This window comes from Novosphingobium aromaticivorans DSM 12444, assembly GCF_000013325.1.
Classification (GTDB): Bacteria; Pseudomonadota; Alphaproteobacteria; order Sphingomonadales; family Sphingomonadaceae; genus Novosphingobium; species Novosphingobium aromaticivorans.
This window is the reverse complement of sequence record NC_007794.1, coordinates 2,463,848-2,483,547: the sequence shown is the minus strand read 5'-3', so window position 1 is coordinate 2,483,547 and position 19,700 is coordinate 2,463,848. Positions and strand designations below refer to the sequence as shown.

Genomic DNA, 19,700 nt, shown 5'->3' with positions numbered 1-19,700 from the left:
GGCGGGGGGCACGGTAGCCATGACCAGCATCTACGAGGAAGTGCGCATCGCGCTCCACGGCATATGGCACCGGCGCTGGATCGCGCTCGGCCTGGCCTGGGGCGTGTGCCTGCTCGGTTGGCTGGCGGTGGCGATGGTGCCGAACAGCTATGAATCGAAGGCCCGCATCTTCGTCCAGATCGACGACGTGCTGGCCGATCAGATCGGCATCGGCGGCGACCGCAAGCGCGACATCGAGCGCGTGCGCCAGACGCTGACCAGCGCGGTCAACCTGGAGAAGGTCATCCGTGCAACCCGGCTGGGCGACAAGGTGACCAGCGACAAGCAGATGCAGGCGGCGGTCGAGAGCCTGGGCAAGCACGTGACCGTCGTCAGCCAGCAGGACAACCTGTTCGAGATCACCGGGACGGCCGGTGGCGGCGGGCGCAACGATGCCGAGAACGCCCGGCTGGCGCAGGACATCGTCCAGAAGATGATCGACATCTTCCGCGAGGAAAACCTGGCCGGCGGGCGCGGCGAGATGACCGATACGCTGGCCTTCATGGACCAGCAGCTCACCGACCGGAAGAAGGCGCTGGAAGAGGCCGAGCTCAAGCGCACCGAGTTCGAATCGAAGAACGCCGGCTTCATCCCCGGCGCGGGGTCGCTCACCACCCGGCTCGAGGCGGCGCGCAACCAGATGCGCGACGTCGAATCGAACCTGCTGGCGGCGCAGAGCGCGCTCGCCTCGATCAGCGGCCAGCTTTCGGGCACGCCGCAGACCATCGCCATTCCGGGCGTGTCGGGTGGCGCCAAGGGTGCCCTGGCGCAGGCGCAGGCCGACCTTGGCGCGATGCGCGCGCGCGGGCTTACCGACAGCCATCCGGACGTGATTTCCGCCAAGGCCCAGATCGCCAACCTGCAGAAGGCGGCGGCGGGCGAGGGTGCTGGCGGCGGTACGCCCAATCCGGCCTACAGCTCGCTGCTTTCGATCAAGGCCGATCGCGAGGCGAGCGTGGTCTCGCTCCAGTCGCGCAAGGCCTCGCTCCAGGCCGAGATCGCCCAGCTCACCGCGCAGCAGTACAGCGAACCGACCGTGGCCGCCGAAGCCGCGCGCATCAACCGCGACTACGACGTGCTCAAGGAGCAGTACGACAAGCTCCTGCGCGACCGCGAGCAGCTGCGCCTGCGCGGCCAGGTCGAGACGGAGCGCGACGCGGTGAAGTTCGAGGTGATCGACCCGCCGACGATGCCGCGCGGGCCTGCGGCCCCCGACCGGCCGCTGCTGCTGTTCCTCGTGCTGATCGTCGGCGTGGGCGCGGGTTGCGGCGGGGCATTTGCCTTCGGCCAGCTCAGGTCCGCCTATTCGACCACGGGGCAGCTCGAACGCGCGACCGGGCTTCCGGTCCTCGGCGGAATTTCCGAGGCCATCACCCGCACCGCAAGGGCTGAGCGCGCACGCCGCCTCAAGTGGTTCGCGGGTGGTGTGGCAGGCCTGTTCGTCGTCCTCTTCGTCCTCCTCGGCGTCGAGATGCTGAAGCGCGGCATGGTGGCCTGAGGAGCGATGCGATGACCGACCAGAGCAAGATTCCCGTGCCGCCTTCCGGCCCTTCGCTGATCGAGCGTGCCTCGGGCAGCTTCGATTTTCGCGCGCTGATCCGGCCGGTCGTGGCCGACCTCCCGCCTGCTCCCGCGCCAAGGATCGCTGCCGCGCCTTCGCCGGTGGCCGGCTCCGAAGCGCTGCCGCAGGTCCGTCCTTTCGGCGGTCCGCGCCACCCCATCGACCGCGCGCACTTGCGCGAACAGTGCCTGATCGAGCCCGAGAGCGCCGTCACCGGCCTCCTCGAGGAGTTCCGCATCGTGAAGCGCCAGCTCCTGCGCACCGCCGCCGAGACGCGCGGCAAGGGTCACGGCGAGCGCATCCTCGTGGCCTCGGCGCATCCGGGCGAGGGCAAGACCTTCTGCGCGGTCAACCTCGCACTGTCGATGGCGGCGGAGAAGGACACCGAAGTCCTGCTCGTCGATGCCGATTTCGCCAAGCCATCGGTGCTCTCGACGCTGGGCCTGCCCGGCGGCCCGGGCCTCATGGATGCGCTGGCCGATCCGGGCATCGCGGTCGAGGACTGCGTGATCGGCACCGACATCGCCGGGCTCTACGTGCTCCCGGCCGGCAACGTGACCGGATCGGACACCGAATACCTTGCCTCGTCGCGGACGGAGGCGGTGCTGGCGCGGCTGACGGCCAATGCGCCCAACCGCATCGTCATCTTCGATTCGCCGCCCGTACTGGCCGCATCGCCCGCGACCGTCCTTGCCAACCATGTCGGGCAGACGGTGATGGTCGTGCGTGCCGACGTGACCGGCGAGGCCGCGCTGCGTGACGCGGTGGGCCTGCTTTCGGCCTGCGAGGATATCAAGCTCCTGCTCAACGGCACGCGCTTTTCCACCACTGGCCGCCGTTTCGGCACCTACTACGGATACACGGAATGAAGGTCGCCGCCCTCGCGCTGCGCATGGCGCTGCTGGCGGGTACCCTTGCCGCAGGTCCGCTCCATGCGCAGACGCTCTCCTATGAAAGCGTCGATGGCGATGCGCCCTCCGGCAAGGCGTCGGGCAAGGAAGATCGCGGCGGCAGTTCCCTGCGCGGCGCGGGCGGCGGTCCGCGCACCACGATCAAGCCCTATATCGAGGCGACGCAGAACGTCCTGTGGGAGCTGTCCCCCGGCGACGAGGTCCTGACCTACAGCACGATCGCCGCTGGCGTGGACGTGGCCCTCGACGGCCGCCGCACCCAGGGCGCGGTCTCGGTGCGCTACGAACGCCGCATCTCGCAGACCGACGGAGTTCGCGACGGTGACACGCTGTCGGGCCTCGCCAGGGTCAAGCACGACCTTATCCCGCGCACACTCTCGGTCGAAGCCGGCGCACTGGCCGCGCGCACCCGCGTGGAGGGCAGCGGCGCCTCGACGCTGAACCCGCTCGCGGCCAGCGACGCGGTCAGCCAGGTCTATTCGCTGTACGCGGGGCCCGCCGTCTCGACGCACGTGGGCGATGTCGCGCTCGCTGGCTCGTACATGCTGGGCTATACGAAGGTTCAGCAGAAGGACGCGATCCAGCTCGCTGCCGGTGAGCCGCTGACCGACATTTTCGACGATTCCGTTTCGCAATCCGCGCAGCTTTCGGCTGGCGTTGCGCCCGACACCGTGCTGCCGGTGGGTATCACGGCGAGCGGTTCGTACTACCAGGAAGACGTCTCCAACCTCGACCAGCGCGTGCGCGACATGCGCGCCGGGGTGCAGGTCACCTATCCGGTGAGCCTGGAACTCGCCCTGGTCGGTGCGGTCGGCTACGAGGATGTCGAGGTTTCCTCGCGCGATGCGGTGCGCGACGCGGATGGCGATCCCGTCCTTGGCAGCGACGGCCGCTACCTGACCGACAAGTCCCGTCCGCGCCAGCTGGCCTACGAGACCGATGGCCTGACCTGGGACGCCGGGGTGATGTGGCGCCCAAGCCGGCGCACCGCGCTTTCGGCCTTCGTCGGCCGCCGCTACGACAGCATGACCTATTACGGCAGCTTCTCGTACAATCCCGACCCGCGAAGCTCGCTTACGGTTGCCGTCTACGACAACGTGTCCGGCTTTGGCGGACAGGTGAGCCGGGCGTTGCGCGACCTGCCGACCGATTTCCAGGTCAATCGGGACCCGTTCAACGGCCAGATCAGCGGATGTGCGATCGGCTCTCAAAGCGGCGGCTGCGTCAACAACGCGCTGTCCTCGGTCGCCAGCTCGGTGTTCCGGGCGCGGGGCGTGAACGCAACCTACGCGCATCGCGTGGGCCGGATGCAGGCCGGCATCGGCGCGGGCTACATCCGCCGCAAGTACATCGCGCGCGAGGATTCGGTCCTGGGTTCGGTCAACGGCCAGGTGGACGAAAGCTTCTATGTCGACGCTGGCCTGAACGGCCCGATCGACCGCCGTTCCAGCTTCGCCGTTTCGGCCTATGCCGCATGGTTCCAGTCGGGCGCTTCGAGCCTTGGCGACGTGACCACCATCGGCGCCAACGCGGCCTACTTCCGCAACCTGACGGACCGGCTCGTGGCGACGGCGGCCGTCAGTTTGGACAGTGTTAACCGTAAGGTGATTGAAGACGAGGTAGTAGCGTCCGGCCTGGTTGGCCTGCGCTATTCTTTCTGATGCCCGGAGACGGCTTCGATGTACGATGAATTCTATGGCCTTTCGGCCCGCCCGTTCCAGCTCACGCCGGACCCGCGCTTCTATTTCGAGAGCGGGACGCATCGCAAGGCATTGTCATACCTCGGTTATGGCCTTGCGCAGGGTGAGGGCTTCATAGTCATCACCGGCGAAGTCGGCGCGGGCAAGTCGACGCTGGCCGCCCATCTCATGGCGACGGTCGACCGGGCGCGACTCACTGCCGCGCAGATCGTGACTTCGGCTCTCGACGGCGAGGAACTGATCCATGTCGCCGCGCGTGCCTTCGGGCTGGAAGTGGCCGGGCACGACAAGGCCACCGCGCTCGCGCAGATCGAGGCGTTCCTCCACCACGAGGCCCGCGAAGGCCGTCGCTGCCTGCTGGTGGTGGACGAATCGCAGAACCTTTCGGTCGAGGCGCTGGAAGAGCTGCGCATGCTCTCCAACTTCCAGCTCGGTTCGCATCCGCTGCTGCAGATCCTGCTGCTCGGCCAACCCGAGTTCCGCACCCTGCTGCAGACGTCGGGCGAGCTTGAGCAGCTGCGCCAGCGGGTGATCGCGTCGCATCACCTCGATGCGATGGAGCCCGCCGAAGTCGGTTCCTATGTCGAGCATCGCCTGTCGCTTGTCGGCTGGCAGGGACGCCCGCAGTTCGACGCGCGCGTCTATGCCGATCTTGCCCGGGCCAGCGGCGGCGTGCCGCGCAGGATCAACCAGATCGTCAACCGGCTCATGCTGATGGGCGCGGTGGAGCAGCGCGATCACATCGATGCGGCGATGCTTCAGGACGTTCTGGCGGACCTTGCGGTTGACGGCGCATTCGGCAGTCCGCAGCCAGAGGTGTCGCCCGCCACACGGGCCGAAGCGCCACGGATCGAGATGCCCGCCGCACCTGTCGCTACGGTCGCACCGGCCGCCCCTGCGGCGCCCGCCTTCGACGACAGTGCGTGGCGTGCCGCATTGGCCGAGCGCGACGAGCAGATTGCCGAGCTTCAGCAGGCGATCATCGAATTGGCCGACCTGCGCGCCGAGCCGGTCGCGCGGGTGCCCGATTTCGATCTTGCCGCGCAGCTCGAGGAAGCCAACCGCCGCATCGCCGCGCTCGAGGCCCGGCCCGGCGACGAACAGGTCGTGGCGGCGCTGGCCGAGGCGCAGCGCCGCATCGCCGCGCTGGAATCGCGCACCAGCGAGCAGGAGCAGGCGATCCGCCATACCCTGACCATGCTGATCGAGTGGATCGAGGCCGAAGACTTCCATCGCGCGGCTGCCTGAGCCGCGCCACAAGGGGACTTGAGCAATGGGCGCGGCCGCCGGGCAGGTGCTGAACGGGCTTTCGGTCGACGTCGAGGACTGGTTCCAGGTCGGCGCGTTCGAAACCGTTATCGACCGTAGCGACTGGGACGGGCTCGACTGTCGGGTCGAGCGCAATTGCCAGCAGATCCTTGCCCTCTTTGCCGATGCCGGCGTCAAGGGCACCTTCTTCACGCTTGGCTGGATCGCCGAGCGTTACCCGGCCTTGATGCGCAGGATTGCTGCTGCGGGCCACGAGATCGCCAGCCACGGCTGGGATCATGCCCGCGTGTTCACGCTGGGCCGGGAGTCCTTTGCCGCCGACATCGAACGTGCGCGCAAGGTGCTCGAGGATACGACAGGACAGCGAGTCACCGGCTATCGGGCGCCCAGCTTTTCCATCGATGCCCGCACGCCCTGGGCACACGAGGTGCTGGCAGAGCAAGGTTATGCCTATTCCTCTTCGGTCGCGCCGATCGTGCACGACCATTATGGTTGGCGCGAGGCGCCACGCTTCGCCTTTCGTCCGGTCGAGGGCGCCGACCTGATCGAAATTCCCGTCACCACCGCAGAAGTCGCCGGGAGGCGCATGGCGGCAGGCGGCGGGGGGTTCTTCCGCTTGCTGCCCTATGCGGTGTCGCGCTGGGCCATCCGGCAGGTGAACGAGCGGGAAGGGCGACCCGCCGCGTTCTACTTCCACCCGTGGGAGATCGATCCGGACCAGCCGCGTCCGGCGGTCGCGCCGCTGAAGTCGCGCCTGCGCCACTACACCAATCTCGACGTCATGGCGGCAAAGCTCTCGCGGCTGGTACGTGAGTTCCGCTGGGGGCGCATGGACGAAATCGCTGCCATCGAGGCGGCGCGCACACCGGTGAGGCGAGCGGCATGAACGCGCCGTTCGTGCCTTCGCGCGTGGTGGCGCGACTGGCCGATCCCGGGGAGCGCCCGGCAGTTGCGCGATTCCTCGACGCGCATCCCGATGCAACGGTGTTCCATCGCGCCGCATGGCTCGATGCGGTCGAACAATCGACCGGGCATCGGACGCATGTCCTGGTATCCGGGCAAGACGAAGCGATCCGCGCGGTTCTGCCCCTGCACGAAGTCCATTCCCCGCTGTTCGGACGGGCACTGGTTTCGACCGGCTTCGGCGTCGGCGGCGGAGTCGTCGGCAAGGGCGATGCGGCTCTGTTCGCGGCGGCACAGGAACTTGCCGTGCGGCTGAACTGCCCCACCGTCGAACTGCGCGGCGGTCCCTTGCCACAGGGAGATGGCTGGCACGTGAAGACCGACAGCCACGCAGGCTTCGTCACGCCGCTTGCCGCCGACGACGAGGCGCAATTGCTGGCCATTCCGCGCAAGCAGCGCGCCGAAGTGCGGCGTGGGCTGGGCTACGGGATGGAAGTGCGCACCGGCCGTTCGCCCGAGGACAGGGCAATGCATCATGCGGTCTACGCGCAATCCGTGCGAAACCTCGGCACCCCGGTGTTTCCGCGCCGTCTGTTCGACGCCGTGCTCGACGGTTTCGGCGATGATGCCGACATTCTGACCGTCCTGCACGAAGGCAGGCCGCTTGCCTCGGTGTTGAGCCTTTACCATCGCGGCGCGGTGATGCCCTACTGGGGCGGAGGCACGTTCGAGGCGCGGGCCATGCGCGCGAACGATGTTATGTACTACGCGCTGATGAACCATGCGCGGGCGCGTGGGTGCGACCGTTTCGATTTCGGTCGCTCCAAGGTCGATTCCGGTGCCTATCATTTCAAGCGCAACTGGGGCTTCGCGCCGCAGCCGCTCTCCTACGCACACTGGACCGCCGACGGGCAGGCCCCGCGCGACGTCAATCCGCTCAGCCCGCGCTACCGGGCAAGGATCGCACTGTGGCAGAAGCTACCGCTGGCGGTGGCGAACCGGCTCGGCCCGATCATCGCGAACGGCCTTGCATGAGCGAGGTCCTGTTTCTCGCCCATCGCATCCCGTTCCCGCCCGACCGGGGCGACAAGATCCGTTCGTGCCACGTGCTGCGCCATATCGCCGGCCTCGCGCCCGTCCACGTCGCCTGCTTTGCCGATGACGAGGGCGATATGGCGCATGAGCCGGACCTTGCGGCGATCGCGGCCAGCCACTGCCTGACCCCACGAACGCGCTCGCTGCCGCTGGCGGGGGTAGATGCCCTCGTGCGTGGCAAGCCCGTCAGCCTGACCGCCTTTGCCGACAGGCGGCTGGCGGCCTACGTCGCCCGCGTTCTCGACGAGCGACCGATTGGCGCGATTTACGTCTTGTCCGGGCAAATGGCGCAGTACGTGCCCGCCCGGTTCGCGGGCCGCGTCGTCATGGATTTCGTCGATGTCGATTCCGCCAAGTTCGAAGCCTATGCCGCTGCCGCGCGTTTCCCCGCCAGCCTGCTCTACGCCCGCGAGGCGCGCCTGCTTTCGCGCTTCGAGGATGCCGTGGCCCGCCGCGCGCACGCCAGCCTTCTGGTCACGCCCGAGGAAGCCGCGCTCTTTCGCCAGCGCCTCGCGCCCGGTGCGGAGCCGGCGGTCATTTCGCTGGGCAACGGCATCGATACCGATTTCTTCGACCCGGAAGGGATGTCCCCCGCGCCCGAGACGGTGGGCGCGGGACCGCAGCTCACGTTCACCGGCCAGATGGACTACCCGCCCAACGTAGCCGCCGTGGAGATGTTTGCCCGGGCCGTCATGCCCCAGGTGCGCGCCGTGTTTCCCCAGGCGCGCTTCAACGTCGTCGGCCGTGCGCCGACCCTGGCGGTGCGTTCGCTCGATGGCGTGAACGGGACTCGCGTGACCGGCGCCGTCCTCGACGTGCGCCCGTGGCTTGCCGGGGCCGACCTCGTCGTCGCACCGCTCACCATCGCGCGCGGGGTGCAGAACAAGGTGCTCGAGGCCATGGCCATGGCCCGCCCGGTGCTTGCCACGCCCGAAGCCGCAACAGGGATCCCGGCGCGCGAAGAACACGAGCTGGTCGTCGCCGATGGCGCCGAGGCGCTGGCCAAGGCCGCGCTTTCCCTGCTCCACGACAAGGTCCGCGCCGCCACCATCGGGCATTCCGCCCGCGCCATCGTGGTGGAGCGGTGCGGCTGGGCGGGCGTCCTCGCTCCGCTCGCCGGCCTGCTCGGCCTGCCCCGCCACCCGGAGGCGCCGCGTGTCGCCGCCTGATCTCGCGCTCAGGGCCCCGCTCGGCCGCGCCTGGACCGCGCTGCCCGCCCAGTGGCGGCGTGCGCTCGGCCTGCTCGCGCTGGCGTGGCTCGGCAACGTATTGCTCTTTGCGGCCGACTGGCGCGCGATGTTCCTGCAATGGTGGGACAGCTCGACATACAATCACGTCCTGCTGATCCCCTTCATCCTCGGCTGGCTCGTCTCGCTGCGCTGGCGCGAGGTGGTGAAGGTCGCGCCGCAGGGCTGGTGGCCAGGGCTGGTCCTCTTCGCGGGAGCCGGCTTCCTCTGGCTGCTTGGCGATTTCGCGGGCCTTTCGCTTGCCACGCAGCTTGGCGTGGTGCTGATGGCGCAGGCGAGCGCGCTGACGCTGCTGGGGCCGCGCGTTTCCGCCGCGCTGGCGTTCCCGCTCGCCTACATGCTTTTCCTCGTCCCCGCCGGCGACGAGCTGATCCCCACGCTGCAGACGATCACTGCGCGAATCACCATGGCGCTGCTCGACCTCAGCCAGGTCCCGGCGCACATCGAGGGCGTGTTCATCACCACCCCCGGCGGCTATTTCGAGGTCGCGGAGGCGTGCTCCGGTGTGAAGTTCCTGATCGCGATGGTCGCCTATGGCGCGCTGGTCGCGAACGTCTGCTTTGCCACCTGGACCCGCCGTGCGGCGTTCATGGCGCTGAGCGTGGCCATGCCGATCCTCGCCAACGGCGTGCGCGCATGGGGCACGATCTTCATCGCCGAACACCACGGCATCGAATTCGCGGCGGGCTTCGACCACGTGTTCTACGGGTGGATATTCTTCGCCATGGTCATGGCGATGGTCATGGTCCTCGCATGGCGCTTCTTCGACCGCGCGATCGACGACCGCATGATCGATCCCGACGCCATCGCCGCAAGCCCTGTCCTTGGCCGCCTGTCCGGCTTTGCCATGGCGCAACCCCGGGCCCTTGCGGCCGCAGCCGCCATCGCCCTGCTGTTCGCAGGCTGGGGCGCCTGGGCCAACAGCCTCGAGGCCGCGATCCCCGCTCGCATAGATTTCCCCGGTGTGCCGGGCTGGCAGCAAGTCGACTATGCCCCCCAATCGCACTGGAAACCGCTCCACGGAGGCGCTTCCCACGTCCTCCTGGGCCGCTTCCGCGACGGTGCGGGCCACACCGTCGACGTTTCCTACGCGCTCTACGCCATGCAGGCAGACGGGCACGAGGCGGGAGGTTTCGGGCAGGGAGCCATCCCGCTTGGCGGTGGCTGGGCCTGGGAGCGCTCTGCCGCCCCGCTCGCGGGAGGCCACGCCGACCGCATCCAGACAGCCGGTCCCGTCCATCGCCTGGCAGAGACCTTCTACCGCTCGGGCAGCCTCTTCACCGGTAGCAACACCCGCCTGAAACTGCGGAATATCCTCGACCGTCTGCTGTTGCGGGAGCGGACCACGGCCACGCTCATCCTCTCCGCCGAAGACGACATTCCCGGCCAGCCGTCGGCCGAACAGTCCATGCGCGCCTTCCTGTCGGCCATCGGTCCGGTCGATGCGTGGATGGACCGCGCTGCCTTGCCCCGCTAGGCCCCTCGCATGTGCGGAATTGCCGGAATCGTCCATACCGAGGGCCCGAAGCCCGTCGACCCAGACCGTGTCCGCCGCATGTGCGATGCCATCGCGCATCGCGGGCCCGACGGGGAAGGCGTGTGGACCGCGCCCGGCATCGGCCTGGGGCACCGCCGTCTCTCCATCATCGACCTGGCGGGATCGCCCCAGCCGATGAAGGCCGCCGAAGGCGACGCGGTCATCGTCTTCAACGGCGAAATCTACAACTTCAGGGACTTGCGCAAGGAACTCCAGGCCCTGGGCGCACAGTTCCGCACCGATGGCGATACCGAGGTGATCCTGCAGGCCTGGCGCCAATGGGGTACGGCGTGCCTGCCGCGCCTCCACGGCATGTTCGCCTTTGCCCTTTACGACCTCCGCCAACGCACGACCCTGCTCGCGCGGGACCGCTTGGGCGTGAAGCCGCTGTTCACGGCGCGCCTAGCCGATGGCGCGGTTATCTTCGGCTCCGAACTCAAGGCGCTGCTCGCGCACCCGTCGCTGCGGCGCGAAATCGATCCGCTGGCGGTCGAGGATTATCTCGCCTGGGGCTATGTCCCGGACCACCGATCGATGCTCAAGGGGGTGGAGAAGCTGCCCGCCGGGCACTACCAGCTCCTGCGCCATGATGCCCCGCCGGCCGCGCCGGTGCAGTGGTGGGACGTCTCCTTCGCCGACCGCGCCAATGGTAGCGCCGAAGACCTTGGCGCGCACCTCCTGCACCACATGCGCGACGCGGTGACCTCGCGCATGGTCGCCGACGTGCCGCTTGGCGCCTTCCTCTCCGGCGGGGTCGACAGCTCCAGTGTGGTCGCGCTCATGGCCGAGGCGAGCGCCACGCCGGTCAAGACCTGTTCGATCGGTTTCGACGTCGCCGCGCTCGACGAGACGGCCTATGCCGACCGGATTGCCGCGCGCTTCGCCACCGAACACCGCAAGCGCCTGGTTTCTCCAGATGATTTCTCGCTGGTGGACAGGCTGGCGGGCATGTTCGACGAACCCTTCGCCGATGCTTCCGCGCTACCCACCTTCCGCGTGTGCGAGCTAGCGCGCGAACATGTGACCGTCGCACTCTCGGGCGACGGCGCGGACGAGGCCTTTGCCGGTTACCGCCGCCAGACCTTCCAGCACCGCGAGGAACAGGCGCGGGCGCTGCTGCCTTCCGCCTTGCGCAAGCCGCTGTTCGGCACGCTTGGCCGGTTATGGCCCAAGGCGGACTGGGCGCCGCGCCCCTTGCGCGCGAAGACGACGCTGCTCAGCCTCGCGGCTTCCGGGGAGGAGGGCTATGCCCGCGCGCTTTCGGTCACGTCGCCCGAGCTGCGAGAGACGCTTTACACGCCGGACTTCAAGCGACTGCGCGGCGACTACCGCGCCGAACAGCCACTCATCGAGTTGATGCGGAAGGCGCCGGCCCGCTCGGGACTGGATCGCGCGCAGTATGCCGATCTCAAGTTCTACCTGCCAGGCGACATCCTGACCAAGGTCGATCGCACCAGCATGGCCGTCGGCCTTGAAGCGCGCGAGCCGTTGCTGGATCATCGCCTGGTGGAATTCGGCGCAAGCCTGCCGGAACGGCTGCGGGTGCGCGGTGCGACCGGCAAATGGCTGATAAAGCAGACAATGCGCCGCTATCTGCCGGAAGATGTGCTGTTCAGGCCGAAGATGGGTTTCGTCACGCCGCTGGCCCAGTGGCTGCGCGGTCCGCTTGCGCACGAGGCACGGGCGCTGGCGTCGGACGGCCTGCTCGCCCGCACCGGCTGGCTGGACGCAGCCCGTATCGACGCCCTGGCCGATGCGCACGTGTCGGGGAGGGCGGATCACAGCCGGCTCATCTGGCAGTTGCTGATGCTCCGGAAATCCTTGCAGCTTCTTGGTTGATTGCCAATTAATCATGACATTTCGGTAAGACGTTCTTCACCATTGCGGTCTAGTCAGGCTGTGAAACAACCGCCGATGGTCCATGCTGAAGAAACTGCGCTCACCGCTGTATCTCGCGCTGCTGATCCCGGCGTTGCTGGCGCTTACCGATCTTTTGGCGCCCATTGATCACATATTCTGGAACACCCGATCCAAGTTCGGCAGCCATGCCGCCAGCGGAGCGACCGTAATTGTCAGTTTCGACGATGGCGTGCACGCGTCGGAAAAATCGGTTCCAAGCACTTCCCAAGTGGCCGATGTTCTGGATCGGCTGGCATCTCAGATGCCGCGTCGAATCTATCTCGACAGCCAGCTTAAGTTTGGGGTCGATCGCGCGGGTGACGAAGCTCTTGCGCGCGCGTTGAAGAGGCTGCAGCCCGACGCCACTCTGGTCCTTAGGAGCCGAGAAATCGGCGGGCTCAAGCACAAGTTCGGTCCCGCCGATTTTGATATCCCGCCGAAGGGAACCATTGACGAGGTTCCAATCGTCCTGTCCGCGTGGGATGGGAACTTCATGGAGTTTGGAGTTTCCTCTCCATACAAGATCACGATCGGCGGCAAGGTCTATCCAACTTTTGCGGCAGTGCTTGCGGAACGATTTGATGGGCTTCAGCCTTCGTTCGCCCCCGAGTATCTGCTGGATTTGGACTCCGTGCCGCAATTGAGCGCCACAAAATTCCTGCGGGGGGATTTTCCAAACGGATTGCTCACTGGACGGACAGTCATTGTAAACTCGTCGGGCACGGCTCCTGCGATCGGCCTGTATGGTCGTGGACGGGTGCACCCCTTGGCACTTGACCTTGCAGGGGCTGACGCCTTGCGCAAGCCGCTAGCCTTGGCCTTGGGCTCTTATCCATTGCTGATGCTCTTCTGGCTGATGGTCCGCACGACTTCTCGCCTTTCGCGGAGGTCTTACAAGTTCGTGGCCTACGCAGGGGCGTTGGCAGCGATCTTTGTATTGCCGGTGCTGCTGCAGATCGTGGGCATCACGATTGATATCGGCGCTTCGCTGCTTTGTGCCATCGTCTATGGAAGCGGGCGACTGTGGCAACTGCGCGTGCGCCGTGTACAACACACCAGCGCTTCCGGCCTGCCCAACCTGATCGCGCTGAGCGCCACTTCCTTCGAGGTCGGGCGCGACGTCGTTGTAGCGGTTATCGCCAGATACGAAGAAATTCTCGCGACCCTTCCCAAGGAGTTGCACGGCGAATGTGCCAAGCAAATTGCCCGGCGCCTTTCCGTGGGTTCTGGTATCGAAACAATCTTCAACGGCGAGGGGGGGCACTTTGCCTGGACGGAGGAAGCACGTCCGCTCGAGATGCAATTGAATCACCTCGAGGGCCTGCGTGCACTGTTCTCTGCTCCGCTGGAAATCGGAGCGTACACGTTCGACACCAACATCCACTTCGGGCTCGACCGCAATGAAGGTCTTGATGCCCTGACTCGCGTCAACTCCGCACTGGCAAGTGCAAACGATGCTCTCAACAGTGGCAGGTCCGTCGAACTGTTCGAGGCCGATCGGCTTGCCGAGGCGACGTGGGAACTCTCCCTTCATGCGCGTATCGACGAAGGTTTGCGGAATGGCGAAATCTGGCTCGCCTACCAGAGCCAGTGGGACATGCGTGAAGGGCGCCCTTGCGGTGCGGAAGCGCTGATCCGCTGGAATCATCCTACGCGCGGGCCGATCGCGCCGGACGCCTTCATCCTCCAGGCCGAACGCGCAGGACGCATTGACGCTCTTACCTATTGGGTCATCGAGGAGGCGATTACTGCCGCGCTTGCGTTGAACGCGGGCGGGCAACCCTTTCAGATGAGCGTCAACATGTCGGCGCAGATGGTCGACAAGCCCGATCTTGTGCCCAGCATCTGGGAGATCGTCCAGCGTCGCAAGATTGACCCCGGGCTTCTCACCATCGAGATCACGGAAACGTCCAGCGTGCGCAACCGCCCTGCGGCAGTGCAGAACCTCACTCGCCTTCGGGACATGGGCATGCGGTTGTCGATCGATGACTTCGGAACGGGCGAAGCAAGCCTTGCCTATTTGGCCGATCTTCCGAGCGACGAACTCAAGCTGGACCGCCGCTTTGTCTCTCGTGTTTTGACGCACGAACGCGAACGCCTGATCGTCAAGTCGACGATCGAGTTGGCTCACGCGCTGGGGCAGGCAGTCGTCGCCGAGGGAATCGAGGATGACGCCACTTACCGAATGCTGCGTTCGCTGGGCTGCGATGTTGGGCAAGGGTACTTTCTCGGACGGCCACAACCTTTTGCCGAGCTAAGAAAAACTGTTCTCGAATTGGGACGGCGCCAGATCGGACTCGTTTAGAAGTTGTTAACCATACCTGTTGGTGTTAACCATGTGTCTCCAATCGTGGATGGAGGCACGAATGTTTGCAGCTCTCAACGCGGTCATCGAGATCCTTCGCTGGCTCATGACGTAATGCTTAAACGCTGAATTTCCTTGGAAATTCAGCGTTTTGCTTTTTTGGGCTGCCACTGCTTCGCTCTGGGGCAGTGGCGCCGCATAGCTTGTCTGATATTCCTCAAGTGATTCGTGGTTAACACGCCGCGACATGAGGGTGCGGTTTAGCGGGGCAGCGTATTGCCTCGTAGTTTGGCTTTTCAGTCTTCGCCGTGGCCGAGCGCCAGATAGTCCTGGCTTTGCATTTCCATCAGGCGGCTTACGGTCCGGTCGAACATGAACCGGCCTTCCTCGTCGCCCTTGCCCTGCCAGTCGTAAAGCGCGGCAGGCTCCGCATCGGCGGTGGCGATCAGCTTGACCTTGTGTTCGTAGAGCGCGTCGATCAGCGTGATGAAACGCGCGGTTTCGTTGCGCAATTCCGGGCCCAGGCGCGGGATCGCCACGACGATCACGGTGTGGAAATGCCGCGCGATCGCCAGGTAGTCCGCCGCTCCGCGCGCCTCGCTGCACAGCCGCTTGAAGCTGAACACGCCCACGCCCTTCAGGCTTTTGGGCACGTGGAGCAGGCGCCCGCCGCCGACGTCGAGGTCGCAGCTCGGGACGTGGTCGCTGTCCTCGGGCGGATAGTCGGTCAGCCGGAAAAACGCCTCGCGCACCGCTTCGGTCGACGCGGGGCCGACGGGAACGTGCCAGGTGCCTACGCCCTTCATGCGCTCGAGCCGGTAGTCGACAGGACCGTTGAGCGTCAGCACGTCCAATCGGCTTTCGATCAGTGCGATGAACGGCAGGAAGTGTTCGCGGTTGAGGCCGTTCTTGTAGAGGTCCTGCGGTGCGCGATTCGATGTGGTGACAACGGTGACCCCGCCCTCGATCATCAGCGCGGTGAACAGGCGGCTCATGATCATCGCGTCGGCGCTGTTGTTGACGACCATCTCGTCGAAGCACAGCACCCGCGTCTCGGCCGCGATTGCGGCGGCGACCGGGAGGATCGGGTCTCCGCTTTCTTTCTTGCGCTCTTCGCGCAGGCGCGCGTGGACGTCGAGCATGAACTCGTGGAAGTGCGCGCGCCGCTTGGCGGGAACGGACAGGTTGTCGTGGAACAGGTCCATGAGCATGGACTTGCCGCGCCCGACGCCGCCCCACATGTAGAGGCCGCGCGGGGCCGGCGGGGGCTTGCTGCCGAACAGCCGGCTGAGGAAGCCGCCCGACGGCGCAGGCGCTTCAAGTTCGCGCTGGAGCGTATCGAGCCTTGCGGCGGCGGCCGCCTGCTCCGCGTCCGGCCGCAGTTCGCCGGCGGCGACGAGTTCGTGATAGCGCTGGAGGACCGAGGTCATCGTTTCGTCGGCTTGCGGATCGTGCCGTTGAAGGCGGCGATCGTGTCGTCGCCCTGGACGACGAGGCCGCGCAGGAAGACGAGGCGGCCAGTCTCGCGCAGGACTTCGACCACTGCGTCGAGGGGGTCGCCCACGCGGCCGGCGCCGATGAACTGGGTGGAGAGGTCGAGCGTGACCGAGCCGGCGGCGTCGCCTTCCAGCAGGGTCCGCATGGCCGCGAAGAGCGCGATGTCGATGAGGGCGAGGGTGACGCCGCCGTGCACCGCGTCGAGCAGGTTGGAGTGCCGCCGTTCAGGCAGCATGCGCAGCCGCGCCCGGCGGACGCCATCCGCGCCGTCCTCGATCCGGGTGAGCATCCGGCCCATTACCTGGGCGTTGAACCGGGTCTCGTCGGTGAGGTTCCAGGTGAACCAGCCGGAGTGATCCGCGGCTGGTTCGTAGCGGAAGGCTGCCTCGCTCACCGGATCAGACGAGACGCTCGGCCTGCATCTTCTTGATTTCGGCAATCGCGCGCGCCGGCGACAGGCCCTTCGGGCAGACGTTGGCGCAGTTCATGATGGTGTGGCAGCGATAGAGGCGGAAGGGATCTTCCAGCTCGTCCAGCCGCTCGCCGGTCATCTCGTCGCGGCTGTCGGCCAGCCAGCGGTAGGCCTGGAGCAGGATCGCGGGGCCAAGGAACTTGTCGGAATTCCACCAGTAGCTCGGGCACGAGGTGGAGCAGCATGCGCACAGGATGCACTCGTACAGGCCGTCGAGCTTTTCGCGCTGTTCGGGCGACTGCAGGCGCTCCTTGCCCGAAGGCGTGGGGCTGACGGTTTGCAGCCAGGGGCGGATCGAGGCGTACTGCGCGTAGAAGTGCGTGAAATCGGGGACGAGGTCCTTGATCACTTCCATGTGCGGCAGCGGGGTGATGCGGATATCGCCCGACAGATCCTCGATTGCGGTGGTGCAGGCGAGGCCGTTGCGGCCATTCATGTTCATCGCGCAGGAACCGCAGATGCCTTCGCGGCAGGAACGGCGGAAGGTGAGGGTCGGGTCCTGCTCGCCCTTCATCTTGATGAGCGCATCGAGCACCATCGGGCCGCACTGGTCGAGATCGATCTCGAACGTGTCGTAGCGCGGATTTTCGCCGCTGTCGGGATCGTAACGATAGACCTTGAACTTGCGGACCTTGCCGTTGGTGGCCGCCGCGTGATGGCGGGCCTTGCCGGTGATCTTGGAGTTCTTCGGAAGCGAGAAGGTCGCCATCGTTCTGTCCTGTCCTGTGCCTGGGCGTGCGGCTTGCTGAGTCGTCCTTAGCGATTGCAGCGCGGGGGGCAAGAGGGTGGTTCCTGCCCAATGGTAGAGGTAGGACGGCGAGTTGCCGGTTCACATATGCGAAGGGTGTTTACACGGTTTACACTGTCCAGAAAGCAAACGCCGGTTCCGGCTCGTGACCCGCACTTCGGTCGGCAGAAGTGCGGTCAGATACTCATGCTCCGAACCGGTCATAGTATTCCTCGTAACGCCGGAAAAGCATACGCGCCTGAGCTTGTGGCATCTCGTCGACCCATCTGTGGCGAATTCCCTTGTTGAATTGCGCGATGCTCTCCTTCCTTTCGAACCCTTTGAGGATCGCCGCGCAATCGACATCGCAGTCCAGTGCGCTGGCGATGAACGACAGGCATGCCAACCCATTGAAACATAGATAGTCGTACGAGATCGGTATGGCACTGTACTGGTCAACCCACTCGATGAAATTCTCGATGGAACTGTCAATAACGGGAAGGCAGCCCTCGATCGACAAGCAATCCGCATAATCGGCGATCCCAAGTTCCCTCGACCTTCTGGCGTGATCCATGAGCGACAGGGCGACGTCGCGCGGATCGCGGTGCTGGGCAAACGGCAGGAAGAATGCGCTGCCACCGACCAGCGTACGGAAATGGACTGCAGAAGAGTGGGTCTTTATGACGCAGCAGCGTTCGCCCACTTCCCTGGTGATCTGCGCGGCGTTCACCTTTACCGAGCCGTCAATGTAGTCTTCAACACTGTCGTTCCCCTTCGCGGCAGTCGACAGATCGACGACGTCGTCAAGTCGGGAGTTCAAGCAGATCTTCTTGATGACGAGCCACGCGAAGGTACTCGCTGATTTGGGCATCCCGTAACTTATTATCATCTTCATCGTTCAGGCCCTGATCCTCTCACCTTTTGCGCTCTGGGTGTTCGCGTGATGTTTGCGTTCCCCGTCACGGTCCGGATGGTCGCACCATCCACTCTGGTCCGCATCCACGCGACTGAAGCCAATTGGTGGAAGTACCCCGCACGAACCGCGTCGCAAGGATCATTGCAACCGAAACGAAGCGGCCGGCCTGTCCACGAGATGCCATCGAGTGGTGGACGGCCGGTCCCGAATCTTGAATCGGCCGACCGTTCGTTTTGCAGGAATTTCCTTCGTGTGGACCGGTGCCCCGTTCGCCGGGCCCAGGAGATTCGCAAGGGATGGCGCGGGTTCATGGTGCAACGCTTTCATATCCGCGCCGTGTAGGACAGCGCTGCGATGGAGTTGGATTGACCGGCGCTGTCAGTGAGGGCAGGATGGCGACGGAAAGCTTGGGAGATCGGGATGTTGAAGGCGTTGGTGCGGGCTGCCTGCCTGATGACGGGGGCGGCGGTGTTGGGTGCGGGCGGTGCAAGCGCTACGCCCGTAACGGATTGCCCGCTGGGCCGACAGGCGCTTTCCACGGCCTCTCCACTGAGCGACGTCCTGGCGGTTCCGCGGGCGCGGGCTGTACTGGATGAAGCATCGCCCGGGCTTGTGGAGGCGCTGACCAAGCCTTTCGGCGGAGGGACGCTGCCCCCCGGTTTCGACCGTATCGTCACGCCGAAGGCTCTACTCGGCATGGCGGGGAAGGGCGATGCTGCCTTCCTGACGAAGCTCGACGCGGCATTGGGGCGGATCAGGTTGACCAGGGCCGATGTCGTCGCCCGCTGCGCCAGTTATGACAACGAGCGGCCGGCGCTTCCTGCGAATCTGGCGCGCCCGGCGATCCTCGTATTCGGCAAGATCACCGGGTTTCGCGATGCGCCTTCGGTGGACGCTGCCGAGACCGCGCTGAAGGACATTGCCGCGCGGCATGGCTGGGGACTGGTGTTCACCGACAAGGGTGGCGTGTTCAACGCGGCCGACCTTTCGCGCTTCGATGCGGTGGTGTGGAACAACATCAGCGGCGATGCCCTGACGATCCCACAGCGCGCGGCATTCCGCAAGTGGATCGAACGCGGCGGCGGCTATGCCGGCATCCACGGTTCCGGCGGCGATCCGCAGTTCTTCTGGGACTGGTATGCCGATACACTGGTGGGTGCGCGGTTCATCGGGCACCCGATGGCGCCGCAATTCCAGGAAGCGCGCGTGGTCGTCGAGGACAAGGCGCATCCGGCCGCGTACGGTCTTCCGTCGGAATGGCGCATGACCGAGGAGTGGTATTCCTTCGATCGCAGCGTGCGCGGCAAGGCGCGGGTGATCGCTTCGCTTGATGAAAGCAGCTACAATCCGGGCGAGGGTTTCGGTCGCAAGCTGTCGATGGGCGACCATCCGATTGCGTGGTCGCAGTGCGTGGGCAGCGGGCGCAGTTTCTATACTGCTATCGGCCACCGCCCGGAGAGCTATGTCCAGCCCGAGAGCGTGAAGCTGCTCGAACAGGGCATCCTGTGGGCGGCGGGGCTGGCGCCCGAGGGCTGCGGCGGAAAGTGAAACCGGCCGATACCGGCGATTGCGCTTGCCAGGCATAGGCTGCACTCTGCCCCCATAACCAACCGGGGGTGGAT

General features: G+C 65.9%; 15 protein-coding genes. 11 read left to right on the top strand and 4 right to left on the bottom strand.

The genetic code is table 11. The annotated features are described in order from the left end of the window. Positions 1-19: 19 nt before the first annotated feature. From SARO_RS11750 to SARO_RS21050, 10 genes are all read left to right on the top strand, one after another. Positions 20-1,537: an XrtA system polysaccharide chain length determinant gene (locus tag SARO_RS11750; protein ID WP_011445978.1), complete on the top strand. Its 1,518-nt coding sequence runs from the start codon at positions 20-22 to the stop codon at positions 1,535-1,537. 11 nt (positions 1,538-1,548) lie between these two features. Further along, positions 1,549-2,469 (top strand): AAA family ATPase, encoded by a 921-nt coding sequence (locus SARO_RS11745; protein ID WP_011445977.1) that lies wholly within the window; start codon positions 1,549-1,551, stop codon positions 2,467-2,469. Continuing rightward, complete coding sequence (locus tag SARO_RS11740; protein WP_011445976.1) at positions 2,466-4,172, top strand: hypothetical protein; 1,707 nt, start codon at positions 2,466-2,468, stop codon at positions 4,170-4,172. The genes SARO_RS11745 and SARO_RS11740 overlap by 4 nt, the downstream gene beginning before the upstream one ends. Positions 4,173-4,190: 18 nt before the next feature. Continuing rightward, complete coding sequence (locus SARO_RS11735) at positions 4,191-5,459, top strand: XrtA/PEP-CTERM system-associated ATPase (RefSeq protein WP_011445975.1); 1,269 nt, start codon at positions 4,191-4,193, stop codon at positions 5,457-5,459. Between the two features lie 25 nt (positions 5,460-5,484). Next, the gene (locus SARO_RS11730) at positions 5,485-6,366 is read left to right on the top strand and encodes an XrtA system polysaccharide deacetylase (protein ID WP_011445974.1); all 882 of its coding nucleotides are present in this window, start codon (positions 5,485-5,487) and stop codon (positions 6,364-6,366) included. Next, complete coding sequence (locus SARO_RS11725) at positions 6,363-7,418, top strand: FemAB family XrtA/PEP-CTERM system-associated protein (protein WP_011445973.1); 1,056 nt, start codon at positions 6,363-6,365, stop codon at positions 7,416-7,418. Before SARO_RS11730 ends, SARO_RS11725 begins: the two co-directional genes overlap by 4 nt. Continuing rightward, positions 7,415-8,647 (top strand): TIGR03087 family PEP-CTERM/XrtA system glycosyltransferase, encoded by a 1,233-nt coding sequence (locus tag SARO_RS11720; protein ID WP_011445972.1) that lies wholly within the window; start codon positions 7,415-7,417, stop codon positions 8,645-8,647. The genes SARO_RS11725 and SARO_RS11720 overlap by 4 nt, the downstream gene beginning before the upstream one ends. Continuing rightward, positions 8,634-10,202 carry an exosortase A gene (xrtA, locus tag SARO_RS11715; protein WP_011445971.1) on the top strand — a complete coding sequence of 523 codons (1,569 nt, stop codon included), beginning with the start codon at positions 8,634-8,636 and terminating at the stop codon, positions 10,200-10,202. The genes SARO_RS11720 and xrtA overlap by 14 nt, the downstream gene beginning before the upstream one ends. Positions 10,203-10,211: 9 nt before the next feature. Then, a complete protein-coding gene (locus tag SARO_RS11710) occupies positions 10,212-12,101 on the top strand; it encodes an XrtA/PEP-CTERM system amidotransferase (RefSeq protein ID WP_011445970.1) in 1,890 nt (629 codons plus the stop codon). An 82-nt stretch (positions 12,102-12,183) separates the two neighbouring features. After that, positions 12,184-14,466: an EAL domain-containing protein gene (locus SARO_RS21050; protein ID WP_011445969.1), complete on the top strand. Its 2,283-nt coding sequence runs from the start codon at positions 12,184-12,186 to the stop codon at positions 14,464-14,466. A 296-nt stretch (positions 14,467-14,762) separates the two neighbouring features. On the opposite strand, the gene zapE is transcribed toward SARO_RS21050, so the two are convergent. From zapE to SARO_RS11685, 4 genes are all read right to left on the bottom strand, one after another. Then, positions 14,763-15,896: a cell division protein ZapE gene (zapE, locus tag SARO_RS11700; RefSeq protein WP_011445967.1), complete on the bottom strand. Its 1,134-nt coding sequence runs from the start codon at positions 15,894-15,896 to the stop codon at positions 14,763-14,765. Then, positions 15,893-16,357 carry a PaaI family thioesterase gene (locus tag SARO_RS11695; protein WP_011445966.1) on the bottom strand — a complete coding sequence of 155 codons (465 nt, stop codon included), beginning with the start codon at positions 16,355-16,357 and terminating at the stop codon, positions 15,893-15,895. Before SARO_RS11695 ends, zapE begins: the two co-directional genes overlap by 4 nt. Positions 16,358-16,361: 4 nt before the next feature. After that, positions 16,362-17,144, bottom strand: coding sequence for a succinate dehydrogenase iron-sulfur subunit (locus SARO_RS11690; protein ID WP_011445965.1), 783 nt, complete (start codon positions 17,142-17,144; stop codon positions 16,362-16,364). A gap of 223 nt (positions 17,145-17,367) precedes the next feature. Continuing rightward, the gene (locus tag SARO_RS11685; protein ID WP_011445964.1) at positions 17,368-18,057 is read right to left on the bottom strand and encodes a hypothetical protein; all 690 of its coding nucleotides are present in this window, start codon (positions 18,055-18,057) and stop codon (positions 17,368-17,370) included. A gap of 441 nt (positions 18,058-18,498) precedes the next feature. Between SARO_RS11685 and SARO_RS11680 the strand changes: the two genes are divergently transcribed. Continuing rightward, a complete protein-coding gene (locus SARO_RS11680) occupies positions 18,499-19,626 on the top strand; it encodes a ThuA domain-containing protein (RefSeq protein WP_011445963.1) in 1,128 nt (375 codons plus the stop codon). Positions 19,627-19,700: the final 74 nt, after the last annotated feature.

What these genes read in the sequence shown, in the direction of transcription:
- SARO_RS11735 (WP_011445975.1), top strand. Translation starts at nt 4,191, where the DNA reads ATGTACGATGAATTCTATGGCCTTTCGGCCCGCCCGTTCCAGCTCACG.
- SARO_RS11680 (WP_011445963.1), top strand. Translation starts at nt 18,499, where the DNA reads ATGTTGAAGGCGTTGGTGCGGGCTGCCTGCCTGATGACGGGGGCGGCG.
- SARO_RS11725 (WP_011445973.1), top strand. Translation starts at nt 6,363, where the DNA reads ATGAACGCGCCGTTCGTGCCTTCGCGCGTGGTGGCGCGACTGGCCGAT.
- SARO_RS11745 (WP_011445977.1), top strand. Translation starts at nt 1,549, where the DNA reads ATGACCGACCAGAGCAAGATTCCCGTGCCGCCTTCCGGCCCTTCGCTG.
- zapE (WP_011445967.1), bottom strand. Translation starts at nt 15,896, where the DNA reads ATGACCTCGGTCCTCCAGCGCTATCACGAACTCGTCGCCGCCGGCGAA.
- SARO_RS11685 (WP_011445964.1), bottom strand. Translation starts at nt 18,057, where the DNA reads ATGAAGATGATAATAAGTTACGGGATGCCCAAATCAGCGAGTACCTTC.
- SARO_RS11720 (WP_011445972.1), top strand. Translation starts at nt 7,415, where the DNA reads ATGAGCGAGGTCCTGTTTCTCGCCCATCGCATCCCGTTCCCGCCCGAC.
- SARO_RS21050 (WP_011445969.1), top strand. Translation starts at nt 12,184, where the DNA reads ATGCTGAAGAAACTGCGCTCACCGCTGTATCTCGCGCTGCTGATCCCG.
- SARO_RS11710 (WP_011445970.1), top strand. Translation starts at nt 10,212, where the DNA reads ATGTGCGGAATTGCCGGAATCGTCCATACCGAGGGCCCGAAGCCCGTC.
- SARO_RS11690 (WP_011445965.1), bottom strand. Translation starts at nt 17,144, where the DNA reads ATGGCGACCTTCTCGCTTCCGAAGAACTCCAAGATCACCGGCAAGGCC.
- SARO_RS11740 (WP_011445976.1), top strand. Translation starts at nt 2,466, where the DNA reads ATGAAGGTCGCCGCCCTCGCGCTGCGCATGGCGCTGCTGGCGGGTACC.
- SARO_RS11730 (WP_011445974.1), top strand. Translation starts at nt 5,485, where the DNA reads ATGGGCGCGGCCGCCGGGCAGGTGCTGAACGGGCTTTCGGTCGACGTC.
- SARO_RS11750 (WP_011445978.1), top strand. Translation starts at nt 20, where the DNA reads ATGACCAGCATCTACGAGGAAGTGCGCATCGCGCTCCACGGCATATGG.